The 18383-nt window shown below is 33.5% G+C and carries 11 protein-coding genes; 6 read left to right on the plus strand and 5 right to left on the minus strand.

Features of this window, described 5'->3' with window-relative positions:
* The first annotated feature begins 116 nt into the window (after positions 1-116).
* Positions 117-1784: an ATP-binding protein gene (locus ABWH96_RS01160; protein ID WP_375579716.1), complete on the plus strand. Its 1668-nt coding sequence runs from the start codon at positions 117-119 to the stop codon at positions 1782-1784.
* 27 nt (positions 1785-1811) lie between these two features.
* On the opposite strand, the gene ABWH96_RS01165 is transcribed toward ABWH96_RS01160, so the two are convergent.
* From ABWH96_RS01165 to ABWH96_RS01180, 4 genes are all read right to left on the minus strand, one after another.
* Positions 1812-4286 (minus strand): DUF5916 domain-containing protein, encoded by a 2475-nt coding sequence (locus ABWH96_RS01165; protein ID WP_375579717.1) that lies wholly within the window; start codon positions 4284-4286, stop codon positions 1812-1814.
* A gap of 191 nt (positions 4287-4477) precedes the next feature.
* Positions 4478-5140: a hypothetical protein gene (locus ABWH96_RS01170; protein ID WP_375579718.1), complete on the minus strand. Its 663-nt coding sequence runs from the start codon at positions 5138-5140 to the stop codon at positions 4478-4480.
* Between the two features lie 29 nt (positions 5141-5169).
* Positions 5170-5853 (minus strand): DUF2490 domain-containing protein, encoded by a 684-nt coding sequence (locus tag ABWH96_RS01175; protein WP_375579719.1) that lies wholly within the window; start codon positions 5851-5853, stop codon positions 5170-5172.
* A gap of 69 nt (positions 5854-5922) precedes the next feature.
* On the minus strand, positions 5923-6693 hold the full coding sequence (locus ABWH96_RS01180; RefSeq protein WP_375579720.1) for an SMP-30/gluconolactonase/LRE family protein: 771 nt from the start codon (positions 6691-6693) through the stop codon (positions 5923-5925).
* A 187-nt stretch (positions 6694-6880) separates the two neighbouring features.
* Between ABWH96_RS01180 and ABWH96_RS01185 the strand changes: the two genes are divergently transcribed.
* The 3 genes from ABWH96_RS01185 (at position 6881) to rlmB (ending at position 11916) form a co-directional block, all read left to right on the plus strand.
* Complete coding sequence (locus ABWH96_RS01185; RefSeq protein WP_375579721.1) at positions 6881-7564, plus strand: arylesterase; 684 nt, start codon at positions 6881-6883, stop codon at positions 7562-7564.
* 490 nt (positions 7565-8054) lie between these two features.
* The gene (locus ABWH96_RS01190; RefSeq protein WP_375579722.1) at positions 8055-11009 is read left to right on the plus strand and encodes a DUF2723 domain-containing protein; all 2955 of its coding nucleotides are present in this window, start codon (positions 8055-8057) and stop codon (positions 11007-11009) included.
* 133 nt (positions 11010-11142) lie between these two features.
* Entirely contained in the window at positions 11143-11916 is a 774-nt protein-coding gene (gene rlmB, locus ABWH96_RS01195) for a 23S rRNA (guanosine(2251)-2'-O)-methyltransferase RlmB (RefSeq protein ID WP_375579723.1), read from the plus strand.
* Positions 11917-12110: 194 nt separating this feature from the next.
* On the opposite strand, the gene ABWH96_RS01200 is transcribed toward rlmB, so the two are convergent.
* Entirely contained in the window at positions 12111-13253 is a 1143-nt protein-coding gene (locus ABWH96_RS01200) for a DUF6340 family protein (RefSeq protein ID WP_375579724.1), read from the minus strand.
* Between the two features lie 73 nt (positions 13254-13326).
* On the opposite strand from ABWH96_RS01200, the gene ABWH96_RS01205 reads away from it, so the two are divergent.
* Entirely contained in the window at positions 13327-14226 is a 900-nt protein-coding gene (locus ABWH96_RS01205; protein WP_375579725.1) for a 1-aminocyclopropane-1-carboxylate deaminase/D-cysteine desulfhydrase, read from the plus strand.
* 69 nt (positions 14227-14295) lie between these two features.
* Positions 14296-18375, plus strand: a complete 4080-nt coding sequence (locus ABWH96_RS01210) for a T9SS type A sorting domain-containing protein (protein ID WP_375579726.1) — start codon at positions 14296-14298, stop codon at positions 18373-18375.
* Positions 18376-18383 lie beyond the last annotated feature (8 nt).

Raw genomic sequence — 18383 nt, forward strand, 5'->3', positions numbered from 1 at the left:
ATTGAACGTGAGGAAAAAGTGAATGTTTAGAATTTAAGAATGACTAAATACGCAGGTATATTTCAAAATTAGGTTTTTTATACCTATTTTTCTTACTGTTTACAACGAACACTATTTTGAAATCGAGTAAGGGAAATAGAATTTACATTATTGTATCTATCATTGGCATTTTAATGCTGATAAATATTTTCTTGATTCGCCAAAATGGTCAAAGAATAACAAACAATCAAAAGATTTTAAATACTACTCAAGAAGTAATTATAAATGCAGAAGAAATAGTTCAAACATTGCATTTATTAGATGTAGGAATAAGAGGATATGCCATAACTGGAAATCAGGAAATGTATCATAGCCCTGCAGATAGTGCTGAAATTAGAAAAGAAAAAGCCTTTAAATTTTTGGAATCTACTTTAAGAAGTCAAGGTTATCCACTTGATGAGTTTAAGGTATTAAAGGATACAGTTGATTTTTATTTTAAATATGGTAAAGAAATAGCTGAAGAAATTAAATTAAGCAATCTTTTGAAAGCACAAGCTTTGGTAGCGGAAGACCGAGGTTATCCAGTTTGGCTATTAGCAACTAGATTTTCTTCTAAGGTGGAGTCTTTCGAAAATGAAATTGAGGCGAAAGCAAATCAAAGTTTTCAAGAGGCAATTCAAACTTCATTTTGGTTACAAGTCATTTTATTTTTAGTAACAATGCCAACCTTACTATATTCTGCGATATATAGTATTAAAAGTATTTCCCTTTCTAACAAGTTGAGAAAAGTAGAATCTGATAAAGCAACAATTTTAGAAAATCAGAATGAAACATTGGATCGATTGGTGAGAAAAAGAACCGATGAAATCTTGGCTCAGAATGAGGAAATCAGAGCCCAAAATGAAGAAATTTCTTCTCAAAACGATATTATTATGTCTCATAATGAAGAGATGAGTATAAAGCAGATGTTAATTGAAGAGAAAAATGAAGAACTTACCTCGCAAAATGAAATCCTAAACAGTGCAAAAGCCACCATTGAAAAACAACAAAAACTTTTAGAGTTAAGAAATGAAGAATTAATTGATGAAGTGGCAAAACAAAATGAAAATTTAAAACAGACAAATTTAGAGCTAGTAGACCAAATTAATAAGCTAGAACAATTTGGCTATATAGTTTCTCATAATCTTAGGGCACCAACAGCAAGGCTGATGGGACTTGGTAATTTAATTGATAAAACTGATTCTGAAGAGCGAGAAAAGATTGTCAGCTTGATGATTCAATCATCCAAAGAGCTGCATGAAGTAATTGATGATATGGGAAGGATTTTATTGGTTCAAAAACCAGGGAGCAAAATTCTTGAAGAAGTTGATTTAGAAAAATCCTCAGAAAAGGTTCAAAAAATATTGAAGCATGAAATTGAAAGGACTGAGACAGAAATTATTGAAAACTGGGGAGATGAAAAAATTATAAAATCGCTTCCCCTTTATATAGAAAGTATATTGTACAATTTGATTTCCAATGCAATCAAATATCATCAAAAAAATAAAAAGCCAATTCTAAAAATCAGATCCTATTCTAAAAGTGAACAAATTGTGATTGAAATAGAAGACAATGGAATGGGAATAGATTTAGAAAGATATGGGCAGAAACTATTCGGCTTGTATAAAAGATTCCATTTCCATGTAGAAGGAAAAGGCTTAGGTTTATATCTTGTAAAATCTCAAATAGAAGCTTTGGGCGGAAAAATTGAGGTGGAGAGTCAGATTGGAAAAGGCACAAAGTTTAAAGTTTACCTTCATAAATAATCTGTAGATTGAAAATAGGAGTATTTACTAACTCCTATTAATTGCTAAATCTCTTTTTATTTGGGTATAATCTAAGAAATATATTAATCGGATACTTAAGTTTTGTTGATGTTCAGTAGATAATACATTTCTAAAATTATCAGAAAAATTCATGTCCACCATTTGGTTCACTTCTTGAACGGCATCTTTCCAAACTACATTAACAAAACTACCTGGTGCAATTTGCCATGAATAAACGGCATCAATATTAAAAACATTAAAATTAGTATCATGCTTTTCGTAAGTGTCAGTTGATAGATCTTTTCCAGAATATGCGATAGGTTCAATATCCCCCTCATTTGTTAAATTGAAATAATTAAAGTAATCTATTTTATTCCAATAATGCCTCAATCGGAAATTAAAACCCATTTTATTATTTATGGTATAATTTACTCCCAATACATTGGACATCACATCAATATCCCTTTCCCCAAATAGAACCTGTTCAATTTTGCCTTTATCATTTTTTAAATGTTCTGCAAAACCAATAGAGCTAAATTGCTTATTGAAATTGAGACTATAATTAATAGAAAACTGATTATTGAGTCTATAACGAGGAGAAAAATTAATCCAATAATCAAATTGCTCTCTATCGGGTGCATTCCAAATTCCTATTGACACATTACTCATGAAAGCCTTTCTGCTGTCAGAAGAATATTGAAAATTACTGCTGTAATTCCAAGTTCTGAAATACTTGGCTCCTTCTACCCTAGGTTCAAAATAATCGAATGTTCTAGAAGGCCTATAATTAAAGTTGAGAGAAAAAGTCTGGAAATCTTTAGTTTGCACCCAAAAATCTGTCCAAGTTGAAAAATTTTGATAGACTTTAGGTTCATAAAGTTCACTGTAGTCAGCACCAGCCCAGATTCTATACTGATTAAACAAAGTGGTCGGCTGAAATTGATTATAACCAATCGAAGCAAAATGAGTAATTTCATTTGGATTACGCAAAAAGCCCATGTCATTTGGGTTATAAGTATCGCTTTCAACATTTCTACCAATTTCATATTGATATTTTCCGCTTATTTTAGCCAAACGAACATTGTATTTATAGCCATCTTCAACAAACCCATCAGGGTTTTGAATATTGTTATAAGCACCAAACCCATCGATTTGGTAAGTATTACTTTTATCGCGTAATCGAAAATCTGACCCTATAACATTAGCATTATTTTCTCCATCAAAACGCTGAACATTGGTATTGATCAAACTGATATTACTATTGTTCTTCAAACTTTGATCCACTACCATTACGTTAAAGTTTGTCAGGTCATCTACTTGCTCTAATCTTTGATCCTTAGTTTCCTTATCATACACCTCGGCAAAAGTTCTGTTAGTGATGGCGTTAAAGAAACCAACCCCTAATCCGCTTTTGGTTCGCCCGGTTATTTTGGAAGCATTTAATAAGGGAGCTTCGGTGGGTCTTGAAAGTAAAGAATCTGATTCTTGTAGATTGACAGAGCCAAATGATTGTCCTACTCTACGCGAATAAAACAATCCACCTTTGTCAAACAACTCAGTTCCTTCAGTAAAAAAAGCACGATTTTCTGCATACTGAACCTCAAAAGGGCCTAAATTATAGACTAGATTATCAGAAACCGTTTGTCCAAAATCTGGAATCAAAGTCATGTCCAAAGTAAAACTTTCCGTTAACCCGTATTTCAAATCCATTCCACCTGTGAAGTCCATTCCACTATCATCACCCCGCTTGTTGTAATAAGTAGTGATGTAAGGTGAAACAGACAATCTCAAAGGAGGCTTAATTCCATTTAATCCTTTTAATACACCAGATTGATTCACTAACCCGTCAACCGAATTATCCACATAATTCCAATAAGCAGTTTCGTTTTTGCTTTGGATTTTCCGCATGAAATTGATATTCCAATCCTGGTCGGCTTCTTTTGGAAAACGTATGGCAGAATAAGGAATTTCCATTTCAACTTGCCAACCATTTTCTGTTATTTTTGCTTCGCTTTTCCAAACCGCATCCCAGTTATAGTCATTTCTACCCCTATTTATAAAAATATCAGTTTGTACTCCTGCAGCACTTACCTTTAGGTAAAAGGCATTTTGTCCGTTTTGATAAGTATCGAGAATTACTCCAAATTGGTCTGCATTTCTACTGTCATCATCTCGGATTCCTAATTCCTGACGAACAGCTTCTCCGCTATTATCTTCCATTCTGGCAGAAATGTATATTCCAAAATCAGTGTAAGCTGTTTTGATAAATGTTTTTTGATTGGATTGAGCACCATTTTCAGGAACGAAGGTGATAAAGTTGGCTTCCGTTTCTTCTACGTTTTGCCAAAATTCGTCATTTAATTCACCATCAATAGTGGGTGTAAGTTCTTCAACAAATTGGGTTTCCATTTCCCTTATTGCCTTTTTTTCTTTCTCTTTAGCTGAAATAGTTACAACTGAAAAAACAATCAGAATAATGACTGACGATAAAAATTTATGCATGCTGTATTGACGCTTTATAGAAATATTGACTTATTGCCCAATTTTAACACAATAATGTGGAATTGGTTGCTGGAATTACATCAATACAAATTAAAGTAGATAGACGGTAGGGATTATTGTGTTTTACCGGAAAAGCTTACAAGTCTAATAAATCTCAATATTAGGAAAAGATCATAATTATATAAATAAAATTAATAAAGCGTTTCGTCTTTAATGAAACCAGAAGGTTGATTTAAAAAAACGATCTCAATTTTTTTGTCAGCATGTTTTTTTCTATACTCTAATACTTCTTCAATTAAGTTTTTGGACTGTCTTCCATTATAAATTGTCCAATAAACAATAATGAAAATTTCAGCATCCTTATTTATTCTTTCATTGAGGGTGTTGTTCGATAGGTCTTTAAAATAAGGTGAAATATTCGATAACTTTAGTTCTCTTTGATATTTCTTAACGGAATTATCTTTAGGGGGAAATTGATCAAATGTGCCCTCATAATTCCATTCCCAATTATCATCTATTCTTTTGGTTGTGCAATTTAATTGATAAGATAACAAACGATCCGATTGATCAAAAACCATTAGTTGGTGCCATTGGTATAAATCATGGGTTAGCCTTTTATTGTCGTCTTCATAACTATATATCTCATCGCTATAATTTTTAGTATCCATTATGAATAATGATTCTTCTGGAATACCCCATTTTTCTGCATAAACTTTAATGGTTTCTAGGTTTCTTACTTCATCAGGAATATATCCATACTTTTCTTCTGCCTCGGCCTTTCTTTGCTGGGATGATTTGCAAGCATTAAAAAAGAGAATTGAAATGATGAGTAGAGATAAGGTTAAGTTCTTCATTTTAAGATTCTGTTAAATTGATAAAAGGTTTAATACTGAAAGTTATGATGCAAAGAAAATTGCAATTGTGTTTTGCTATAATTACTGTTCAAAGTTTGTTCCATAATTCCTAGTTGCACTCTAAGATTATCTTTCCAGACATAACCTAATCCTCCATACAATCGGTTTCTATCAAAATATTCAATATTACCCATTTTTTCGCCATTGATAAAAACCTCATTGTAAATAGGAATATAAAAAGTACCAGGGCTAAATTTTTTATCCGACAAAGAGATGTTGATGAATAAGGCATAACGTAAACGGGTTCTGAAATCTTGATCGTCTACAAAGCGTTGCTCATATCTGAACCTATGGTTTAATGAAACCATTGCTACATCTTGTTTTAACAAAGCTTCTTGATAAATCCTGCTTTCATAAAAGGTATTATTAGGTACGCCAACCGACTGGGTAGTAATGTTTCCATAGCCTAAGGTAAAAGTTGCAGATCCATCCTTCAAATGATAACGTAATCCTGTTCTTAAAAGTAATTGCTCTAAGTCACCAATGATGTTATGATTTCGATATTGTGCTTCCGCATGAATTCCAAATTGACTTTCCTCAAATTCTACACCTCCAAAATACATATACCAAGCGCCTAAATCAGGCTCATCCTGAGCAAAAGTCGGTGTAAAGCAAAATAAAAAAATGGATACAATTACGAATCTAAAAGTCATACTTAAGAATTTGAAAAAGTTAAAAATATTTGCAAAACTATGGCTTGGGATTCATTCTGCAAACCCTTTTCAACGAACGGCTTTCACATTGGTTTTTACACTGTACAAAGAGCTAGTTGCGGTTATAAATAATTGATCGAAATTTTCACCTCCGAAACAAATATTGGCTGTCCAATCTTCTGGGATATCTAAGTGCTGGACAAAGTTTCCTTCTCTGTCATAAACATCCACACCATTACCAGTTAAGTATAAATTTCCATTTGAATCTAAGGTCATTCCATCGGAGCCTTGCTCGATAAAAAGAGTTTTACCTTCAAGCTTTCCATTTTCATTTATGTTGTAGCGATAGGTTTTATTGGCTCCAATGTCAGCTACAAATAATAAGCTTTCTTCAGAATTTCCCACAACGCCATTAGCTTGAACCAGAGTGGAATCCAATAAAATGGGTTTTTCATCTTTTAGTAAATAAATGGATTGGTGGCCAACCGTATCATGTTCGTTTTCCCAATACGGTCTTTGATAAATTGGATCTGTAAAATATAGATTTCCGTTTTGGTGAACCCAAACATCGTTTGGCCCATTGAACTTCACATCTCCAGAAGGGTTTAAAATAATTTCTCGATTTCCATCTAAAGAAAACTTCCAAAGCTGATTTTTACCATCGGCACAAGCCCAAAGATTTTGCTGATCATCAATGTATAATCCATTAGATCTACCCGATCTATCGGTGAAAGCACTCAGTTCTCTCTTAATGTCATATTTATAAATTCGGTTATTAGGCTGATCAGTGAAATATACATTACCTAAACTATCAGAGGTTGGAACCTTCTGTAAAATCAAAGCCGTCAGCTACTTTCAGAATTTCATTATCTTTTGAAATGGGTAGGTTGGATTGGTGATCACACCCAAAAAATAAAAAAGCACATAGGATTAGCAGATGAATAGTTCTAGAATCAATCATTTTGTAACATTTTGCGTAATTTAAGACTTTTAAAAGAAAGCGTTTCCATTTCAATTTAATAAGAAGATGAAAATATATTTTAATTCAATCATAGTATTACTTTTTTTACTACTCACGGCATGTGGAACGGATAGTAAAAAGTCCGAAAAGAAAACTGAAAATAAGGAAAGTCCAGCAGTAGTTGAAAAAGAATCGGAAAAGAAAAATATCATTTTCTTTGGCAACAGCCTTACAGCAGGATATGGAGTGGAAGCAGAAGAAGCTTTTCCAGGCTTAATTCAGCAGAGATTGGATTCTTTAGGCTATGACTATAATGTAATCAATGCGGGAGTGAGTGGAGAAACCACGGCCAGCGGTCTGTCCCGAGTTGAGTGGGTAGTAAAAAGACAGCCAGTTGAAATATTTGTTCTGGAATTAGGGGGAAATGATGGTTTAAGAGGTATTAAACCAGAAGAAACCAATAAAAATTTAAGAGCAATTATCGATAAAGTAAAGGACATCCATCCTGAAGTAAAAATTTTGCTGGCAGGTATGATGGTTCCGCCCAATATGGGACAAGCCTATGCAGAAGAATTTCAAAAGGTATTTCCTAAAATTGCCGAGGATAAAAAGGTGAACCTAATTCCATTTTTATTAAAAGATGTGGGTGGTGAAGAAGATCTTAACCAACCTGATGGAATCCACCCAACGCCAGAAGGGCATAAAATAGTCGCTGAAACAGTTTGGGAATACTTGAGGCCTTTAATTTAAAAATCTTAAATAGGCAGAAGACAAAATTAATTAATCAAATAGATTATAATCATCATAGATATAAGAATAAAGATTAGTATTACTGTTGTACTAGTTAATTTCGCTTTTTTCCTATTTTGAAGCCTGTAGCTTTGGATTTCCTTCAAATTGAAATTTCCTCTATTCATGTTAATTTTTGATTTATTAGAAGAATAAGGGTTTTCACCTATTGTTTTTCTTTTATTTCGTAAAGCACGGTTTTGCTTAAAAGAGTCACTTCCTTGCCTACTAAAGCCAATACCTCCTGTCATACTATTTGTTTATTTAACTGATAGTATAAATATAATAAGAATGTTATTTAATTTAAATAAGAAAGTAATTAAATTACGCTAGCCTAAGCAGTCTGTAAATAAACACTAAATACTATAATCCTGAATTAATTGCTACGTTCTGATGTCCGAAAGCATGAAATTTCTTATTTTCGCCTCTGTTATAAAAAAACAAAAAATTTATGATGTCATACCAAAGGATTAATAACATCAGTGGCTGGATTATTTTCTTAATCGCTTCTGCCGTTTACATCTTCACTTTAGAGCCTGTAGCTAGCTTTTGGGACTGTGCAGAATTTATTGCCAGTGCGTATAAGTTACAAGTTCCACATCCTGCGGGAGCGCCATTTTTCTTACTTATTGGAAGAATGTTCTCCATGTTTGCCAGCAGTGATGTAGAGTCAGTTGGTTTTGCCGTAAACTTGGTTTCGGCACTAAGTAGTGGTTTTACCATACTTTTTATGTTTTGGTCAATCAATTTGCTTTCTCATAAAATCATGAAGATTAAAGTGGGTGAAGCAGACACAGCTCAAACTATAAAAATCATTGCAGCAGGAGCTATTGGTAGTTTAGCCTTTACTTTTTCTGATTCCTTTTGGTGGTCAGCTGTGGAGGCTGAAGTTTATGCCATGTCTTCTTTCTTAATTGCCTTAGTATTTTGGGCTATGTTGAAATGGGATGTCATTGAAGATGAGTCTACCGAAAACAGATGGTTAATTTTAATAGCCTATATCATTGGTTTATCCATTGGTGTTCACTTATTAAATATTGTGGCACTACCAGCATTGGGATTGATTTACTATTTCAAAAAATATAAAAATGTAACTTTCAAAGGCATTTTCTTTACACTTTTAATCAGCAGTGCGATTCTTATTTTTATTTGGCAATTCATCATTTTAGGGGTACCTAATTTGATTGGTCAATTTGAAATTTTCTTTATCAATTCAATCGGCTTGCCATTTGGTTTTGGAGCCTTAATTTTTGCTTTAATTCTTGTAGGAGGAATTTCTTATGGAATTTATTATGCTATCAAAAAAGAGAAAGTGACACTTCATACTTTTCTTTTAGCCTTTACTTTTATTTTAATAGGCTATTCATCATACTTTATTGTGATGATTAGGTCAAACTATAACCCGCCAATTGATCAAAATAATCCTGAAAATGTGATGACTTTATTATCCTATTTAAATAGGGATCAATATGGTTCAAGACCTTTAATACATGGTCAGTACTTTGATGCTGAAGTGGTTTCACAAGATAAAGGAGATGCAGTCTACAGCAAAGGTGAAGAGGAATATGAAATCACAGATTATAAAATAACAACTCAACATGATCCTGAGAGAACTACATTTTTTCCAAGAATGTACAGTGGGGCTCCTGGTCATCCTGAAGAATATAGAAGGTGGACAGGTTTAAGACAAAATGAAAAGCCAAAGTTTGGAGATAACTTATTGTTTTTAGTTAGATATCAATTAGGGCATATGTATTTCCGCTATTTAATGTGGAATTTTGCAGGAAGGGAAAGCGATATTGAAGGAGCAGGTTGGAAAACCATGTTTCAGGATACTAGCGAAATGCCTGAAATCATGAAAGATAATAAGGCACGGAATAATTTCTATATGTTGCCTTTTATTTTAGGTCTTATTGGAATTTTCTTCCACTACAAAAAGGATTTGAAAGGATTCAGTGTGGTGGGCTTATTCTTTTTCTTAACGGGTATTGCTTTAATTCTTTATTTGAATTCGCCTGCAACTGAACCACGAGAGAGAGATTATATATATGCAGGATCCTATTATGCATTTGCATTTTGGATAGGATTTGGAGTATTGGCTGTTGCTTCTTTATTGGAAAAAGCCATCAAAAAACCTAAAGTAGCAGGTGTTGTGGCGGGTGTTATTTGTTTGATAGTGCCGGGAATTATGGCCTCAGAAGGTTGGGACGATCACGATCGTTCAGAAAGATATTTCTCGGTGGATGCAGCCCGAAATTATCTTGCTTCATGCGAACCAAATGCAATTTTATTCACTGGTGGTGATAATGATACATTCCCGCTTTGGTTTGTGCAGGAAGTAGAAGGTTTTAGGACAGATGTTAGGGTAATTGTTTTAAGCTACTTTAATACGGATTGGTACATTAATCAAATGCGACAAAATTCCTACGATTCGGAGCCACTGCCTCTAACATTAAATGAAAAACAGGTTGAACAAGGAGGTAAAAATGATTATTTGCCTTACATGCAAAACTCTGGGATATCTGGAGCTATTCCTATCGATAGATATTTAAGCTTAATTAGAAGTAACAATAAAAGCTTGGAAGTTCCGACTTCAGTTGGAAGTTACAATATGTTACCGTCTAAAAAATTAAGCCTTAAAATAGATACTGAACATGTTAAAAGTTTAGGTATTATTCCTGAAGATAAAGAAGATATGTTGGTAGATAGAATGGTTTGGAATGTGAAAGGAAACGGCTTGGAGAAAAAGGATTTGATGATATTGGATATCATGGATGAAAATGATTGGAAACGCCCAATCTATTTTAACACCACTTCATTGAATGGAATTAAAATGGATTTGAGGAAATATGTGATTCAAGAAGGCTTAACTTATAGATTGTTACCTATTGAAAGGGAAAATGTGCAGCAGGAATTTGTCAATACGGAAGTGATGTACAATAATTTGATGAACAATTTCCACTTTACCAATACAGCTGATCCTGATGTTTATTACAATGAGAATTATAGAAATTTCTTCTTGAACCATCGTTCAGTTTATACAGCCTTAGCAAAATCATTAGTAAATGAAGGAGATGAAAAAAGAGCATTGGAGGTAATTGAGTTTATTAGAGAAAAAGTACCAAATGAAGTAGTTCCTTTTGATATGACTGCGCTGGATTATATTCAAGTTTATTTGGCAACAGGAAATGAAGAAAAGGCCAATGAAGTAATCAATACTTTATGGGAGCAAAACCTCGAGCAGTTCCGTTATCTGGTAAATAATGATTTGATGTATATGGGCAGGGAAAGACAAATTAGTATTGCAATCCTAAGCCAAATTGTTCAAATAATGAGACAATACGGAATGAATGAACAAGCAGTAGAATATCAAGAAAAATTAAGAGTGGTTTACGAAAGAATGTAAAGCTTAATAATTTTTATAAGGATAGCTCACAAGAAATTGTGGGCTATTTTTTTGACCTTTACATTTTAAAAAATCCATATTACTAGCTTTTCCCACTTTAGATTAAGAATTTTGTATTTCAATATTCAAGATTATGGCAGCATTTAATAAAAGACCAAAGCTTAACGATAAAGACTATATATTCGGCACACGTGCTGTCATTGAAGCTATTCATTCAGGCAAGGAAATGGACAATATCTACATCCAAAAAGATGTACGAAATGAATTGGTGGCGGAACTGATGGATTTATGTAAGGAACAAAAAGTACCTTTCACCAAAGTACCTATCGAAAAATTGAATCGCATTACGATGAAGAATCATCAGGGTGTAATTGCAATGGTTTCAGCTGTTAGTTATGCTTCTTTGGATAATGTCATTAATGAAGCTTTTGCCAAAGGTAAAGACCCTTTGATTTTAATTTTGGATAGAGTTACGGATGTGAGAAATTTTGGAGCTATCGCCCGATCCGCAGAGTGTGCAGGAGTAGATGCCATAGTGATTCCTTTTAAAGGTAGTGCGCAAATAAATTCTGATGCTGTAAAAACCTCAGCTGGAGCTTTGCATTATATTCCAGTTTGTAGAGAAAATAGTTTGAAAAACACTGTAGAATATTTGCAAAAAAGTGGTTTGCAAGTAGTGGCTTGTACTGAAAAAGGTAAAGACCTGATCTATGAAACACCTATGGCACAACCTTTAGCGATAATTTTGGGGTCAGAAGAAGATGGGATTAGCAATGATTTAATAAGAACAGCCGATTTTTTAGCTAAAATTCCAACTACTGGAAAAATTGCATCTTTAAATGTATCAGTTTCTGGTGCGATTGCAATTTTTGAAGCGGTTAGACAAAGGAGTGTGAAATCTAATTAGTAATTAATAAATGGGGAATTAATAATTAGTCAGAGATTTATACCCTGACTGGTCTTAGCGTCTCGCTAAGACATTCAAGGCAAATAAGCGTGATTTTAATTATTATTATTAAGACCTAAAAGCAAAACGAAAGTAGTTTTATAAATCTTAGCGAGACGCTAAGACTAGAGAGGCACCCATAATTACTAATTAAACTAGTTGTCTTTCATTTTAATCTTAAGGGTAGGCTTTTCTTTTTTTCCAATAGTTTGGGTATTCTTTTGAGAATTACTTTCAGTTTTTGGATCAGGCAAGCTTAATTGCTCATCCAGTATTTCTTCCGTAATCATTCGATTGTTGAGCTGGCTGGCATAACTTCTTCCTTTTTTATTTCCATAATCAACATAAGACCTGCCAGCCCATTCATGAGCTAAAAATAAGTCGCCAATAATTTCATAACCAACGGCAATATTGTAAGCCATTCTTCCACTTTCTTTTGTGTCTGAAGTTTTTCTTAAACCTGTTTTCCAAGTTGCAATAGCAGTTTCCCATTGATTTACACTAGCTTGTCTAGCCCCTTTACTTATATAGGCGTTTCTTTTTGGTTTGGCATAATAGCTTCTTGAAATTCTAACAGGCATAGGAGCTATTTTTGCTGCGTAAGTGTTGCCAACTGATTGGGCTAAGTACTTTGTCGCTTGTGATTTACTGACTAATTGTGCCAACGCTTCTTTTAAACTGGTGGCTGAAGCTTCCCAAGTTTTGTTTTGTGTATAAATATCTTGATCAATTACGGTTCTGTTTTTAGCATCGTATAAACGGATGCCAATGCGAGTATTTCCCACTCCTTCAGCAAAGAATTCTGTATATTCTTCTTCCCTTTTATTTCCATCCTCATCTTCTACAGTTCTGGTATTTTTTCTTTTTCCATTAGTCACGATAAAGTTGCTATCAAAAATTTCTATCGCCAATAATGCATCTGTGTTATATTTTCGGGTCAATTGATCAACCTGTCTCCAATCCAATGGGTCAGGAAAGGAGCCTAAGATATTTTGACCTCTAAGTTTTTCAGAGGCTAATACCACATTAAATCTAGGCGAAACTCGCAAACTATTTTGAAGACTAGAAAACATCGTCATGACTCCATCTTGATCCTCATTAATTCCTTCGCCTGTGATGATGCCCTCGATTATACCCACAGCATCTTTTTCATAGGCAGTCCTATCAACCAGCACGATCGACTGAATATCATTAGGAATACTGATATCGGCAGGCCGTAATGTATTAATAGAAACAGACTTCATACAGGATGAAAAAACTGATGCTATAAGAATTAGAAAAATGTAATATCTCTTCATTTAAAAATGATTAATTTCAAGAACTTTGGTTTTTATTCAATACAATTTAGCCAAATCCCCATAAATTAGCTCTATGTCTGTTAAAAAATTCTTTTCACCTGATCATGTACCTATTCAAAGAGTTCAGTTTGCAGGATTGATATTTGATATCCTTCGATTAGACAAAATCCATCAAGGAGCATCCGGTAATAAGTTTTTTAAACTCAAGTACAATTTCCTAGAAGCGGAGAAAAATGGGCACATAAAAATTTTAACATTTGGAGGGGCTTTTTCCAATCATATAGTGGCTATCGCAATTTCAGCCAAGTCATGTGGATTCAAATCTATTGGAATAATCAGAGGAGAAGAAGTAAACAACCCTACTTTAAATTTGGCGAAAAAGAATGGCATGGAGCTTCATTTTATAAACAGAGATGATTATAGACTAAAGGACAATCCTGATTTTCTAGAGGATTTAAAAAAGCGATTTGATAATCCTTTTATAATTCCAGAAGGTGGTACGAATGAAAAGGCAATCAAGGGAACCTCAGAAATCCATGACTTTATTCCTCATCATTATAATTTGATAACAGCATGTTTTGGTACAGGCGGAACTTTGGCTGGCTTGATTAATGGCAAATCAGATCATCAAAAAATTATAGGGGTTTCTGTTTTAAAAGGTGATTGGGTAAAAGAAGAATTAAGAAATCTAGTTGACCAAGAAAAAGAGAATTGGGAATTATCTACACTCTATCATTTCGGAGGATATGCCAAATGGAAGCCTGAGTTGATAGATTTTATAATGGAGTTTTATGAAAAAACTGGAATTCCTCTAGACCCCATTTATACTGGTAAAATGATATATGGATTAATGATGGAATGGAAAAAGGACAATATCTCATCGGATGATCATATTTTGGCTATTCACTCTGGTGGTTTGCAGGGTATAGCGGGATTTAATCAAAGATTTGGGCTTGATTTGGCTGAGCAATAGAACTTTTAATATAAATCTTTTGAATTGAATTTCAATGAGTTACTTTTGTATTTTGATAAAAGTATGTCTATGAAAAAAATTTTACTATTATTCCCCTCACTTCTATTTTTTATATCTTTTTGTTTTACTACTCAAGCCCAAGTTCAAGAATGGCAAAGTATTCAAAATTTTCCTGATTCACGATCAGGAGCCGTTCGCTTCGTCATAGGAGACACAGCTTATGTGGGTACTGGATATACAGGTAGTGCGTATAAAAAATCATTCTATAAATATAATCCTGAGGATGGCAACTGGAGAGTTATGAATGATTATCCGGGAGCTGCCCGTGAAGGAGCTGTTGCTTTTGTAGCAGATGGTAAAGCTTATGTAGGCACGGGTTCAGATGGAACTACACAATTCAAGGATTTCTACGAATATGATCCTTCTACAGGTAACTGGACAGCCACTGCAGATTTGCCAGGAGAGATTAGAAATCAAGCCTCTAGTTTTAGTATTAACGATAAGGGTTATGTGGGACTTGGAGGAAATAATACAGGCTCATTAAGTGATTTTTATGTATTTGAACCTTCAACAGGCACTTGGACAGCAATTGCTTCTTTACCTCCCGATCAAGCTAGAAGCAGAGCGGTGGGTTTTGCTTCTAATGGCAAAGGGTATATCGCATCAGGGGTAGGAAGTATCCAACTACCGGGCTTGTACTCTTACGATCCTACCGATGACAGTTGGACAGAGGAAATATTTGCGGATAGCAAATTAAGTAGTTTGCAACAAAATACTAATTATACTGATTCAGACGGTTTAGTGCATATTTTGAAGCTTAGCTCGCGACAAGAGCAAGTTATCATAGATCCAGCTGATAACTCCTTAACATTAGACGACTCGTATTTTGTAGATGAAAGAAACCGTGGAGTTGCTTTTTATTTGAATGGTGAGGCTTATGCAGGTTTAGGGTATATATCAGAAGGGTTTGATATTACTTACCAAAATGATTTTAGAAAGTTAGCTTCCTCTTCTCCTGAAGAACCAGAACCAATCGAAGCTCCTGCCAGTCCAACTAATTTAATTTTATCGAAGTACAATACTAATACAATTTTTTGGGAAGATAACTCAGACAACGAGGAAGGTTTTAATATTTTCTTATCGAAGGATCAAAATAGCAATTATCAGAAAATAGGCACTGTCGGCAAAGATATTGAGACCTATGCTATTGAAGGACTACAAAGAGACACCAAGTATTTTGTTAAGGTGGAAGCATTTAATGATGGAGGAATTTCTGAATCGAATGAAATCAATTTTTATGGTATATTCAAAAGTGGTAAGTTAAATAGACCAGAGCTATTGACGATTTTTAATAGGGAAAGTTATTCTTTAGGTTCTCAGTATCTGGTTTTTGAAAATCGTGATAAGCATGGAAGAAATATAGAGGTTGAAAGAAGCATAAATAATCAAGATTTCGAAAATGTCGATAACTTTTTAATAAATGGGTGGTCTGTAAAAATCGATACTATAACCTTTTATGAAAATTATCCAGATAATATTACTTCGATTGATTACAGAATAAGGCTTACAGCTGACAATAGAATTCCCTCAGAATATTCAGATAGCTATTCGCTTGACCTAAAAGAGCTGAAGCCAGAATCTGGAAAAATTATACTTGACGGATTCGAGAATAGCTGGTCAGATAAGGAATCCGTTCACCCAACAATAAATTTTGAGGATTACCTGAATATTGAAGATTTACTGGTTTATAAAATGGAAAATGATAGCAGCATTCATTTTATGGATACTTTGAATTACCAGTGGAGAAGTCGATTAAAATTTAGGGAAGGGGAAAAACTAAACCTATTTACCATAGCTACTAATGTATTTGGAGCAGATACATCAGAGATATTTAATTTTCAGATTCCATTGCGAAACCCAGAAATTCGTCAGGCCAGATCTGCAGGAGAAGCCACAGTAGGTTTCTCTTTTATTTCAAGTTCATTTCGTAGCAAATATTCAATTATTCAAAAATCTACAGACGGAGTATCATTTAGTAATTATGACTCCGTAAAAGTTGATAATAAAAGCTTTGATGATAACATTAGATATTTTGACAAAGATGTTGAAGCAAATCAAACCTATTATTACAGGGTTAAAAATGTAAATGAGTTTGCAGAGTCGTTTAGTACAAGTGAGATTATTGAGCTTACCGCAGTTGAGAATCATAGCTGGATACCATATAGAAAGCAAACGATGGATTCTTTAATTGCAATTAGTGATCAGCTACTAATTACTAATATAAATTACCATGAAGGTAAGCTTTATTTTTTATCTGCACAGTCCCAGGAAGGGCTAGTATATGACTTGGATTCAGATACATTTGAAGAAATACCTCCACTACCAACAAGCTTATATGAGGGTTGGTTTATGGATGTTGAAATAGTTGACAACAAAATATTTTGTTTTTCAATTGAACGTACGAATGATGATGATTCCAATAAGTTTTGGATTTATGATTTAGATTTAAAAAAGTGGATTATAAAAGAATTACCTGATAAATATTATCATATTAAGAGATCATTCACTCTTAATGATAACGAGATTTTATTAGTAGTAAAAAGCACTTTTTTCAACCCTAATCAAGGATTAGTAAAATTTTATATTGATCAGGATTCGATTGTCGATAATGATTTAATTGTAAATGATATTCCAACTCATATTGAGAAACGGGGAGATTCAATTAGGTTATTTGGAAATAGTAAAATGGAATATATTGTAGATAAAGATCTAAAATATAAAAGAATGGTTTCAGAGGGAAACAGCTCATTTGACCATTTGGATGATAGATTAATTACTAATTATAAAAATAGAAAACTCCAATTATCGAACAGATCTATCTATGAAGTAAACACAAATGATTCAGTATACCTTAAACATTCAGGTAGTCTTCCTTTCGAAGAATCTACAAGATCATTAGCCTTTGTTCACAATGATACCTTAATCTATTATCCCAGCCACACAGTTTGGTTAGGAAAACGCTTTAAAATAAACAATTTCTATTATAAGAATTATAGTGCACCTAAACCTGTTCAAATCATAAAAGGCATTGAAGGATTTGACAAGATAGATTTAGAATGGACTGATTCAAACAATGAAGAAGGGTATATTCTGAAATACAGGTATATTAGAAAAGATAACGGTTACAGACATGAGTTTGATACTTTATTCTTGGATGCAAATGTTAACACTTTTGAATTAACAGAACTTTCTACTAATTCTAGAATTGAAGTTGTTATTACCCCCTACAATGAAAATGAAACGGGAGAATCTGTAGATGCTATTTTTAATACTTTAGACCCTAAACCCAACACTCCAATAATTACAAGCATAAAACAAGAATCGGCTGAGGGAATTGAATTAAGTTGGGAATTAACAGAACCATATATATTAGTTGAAGAGCTTTCTTTAAACAGATTGAAAATGAAAAGTAATGGCCCTTCTCAGAAATATATTATTAAGAATTATGAAGAAAATACGGATTTTCATGTTGAATTCTATGCATTAAATGAATATGAAAAAAGCGATGTTATCTACAGCGACACCATTTTAACCCGTTTATATTCTCCTTACATATCTGAAGTAGCCTATTTTGAAAAAGAAGGTAAATATCAAGTGGTGGTAAACGACAGTTCCAAATTTGAAACCTTGTTTAAGCTTTATAGAAAAGCTGAAGATCAAGAAGACTTTGAGTTATTAGAAACCATAGAAGGAAATCAACCCAACGAATTCACTTTTGATGACTTCATTGATGATCCTAGTATTAAGTACGAATACTATGTTCAAAGCTATTTGGTAGAAAATGACTCTGTGATTAATTCTTCATTTCCTTCAGATACGATTTCAACCGAAAATGCAGTATTATCCAACACACCGTTACATTCAGACGAGTTAAGTATTTTCCCTAATCCTGCTAATGACCATATTTTTATTAGTAGTGATTTAAATATTCAACTTCAGAGGATTGAAGTACTGTCCTTAGAAGGGAGACAGATTAAAACTTTTGAAGCTTCTGATATGATAGATGTTTCAGAATTAGAGAAGGGAATTTATTTGCTGAAAATTAAAGCGAAATCTGGAGAAGTGACCAAACGATTTATTAAAGAATAAACTTTAAC

Origin of the sequence: Marivirga tractuosa, assembly GCF_042140215.1 — a bacterium.
Classification (GTDB): domain Bacteria; phylum Bacteroidota; class Bacteroidia; order Cytophagales; family Cyclobacteriaceae; genus Marivirga; species Marivirga tractuosa_A.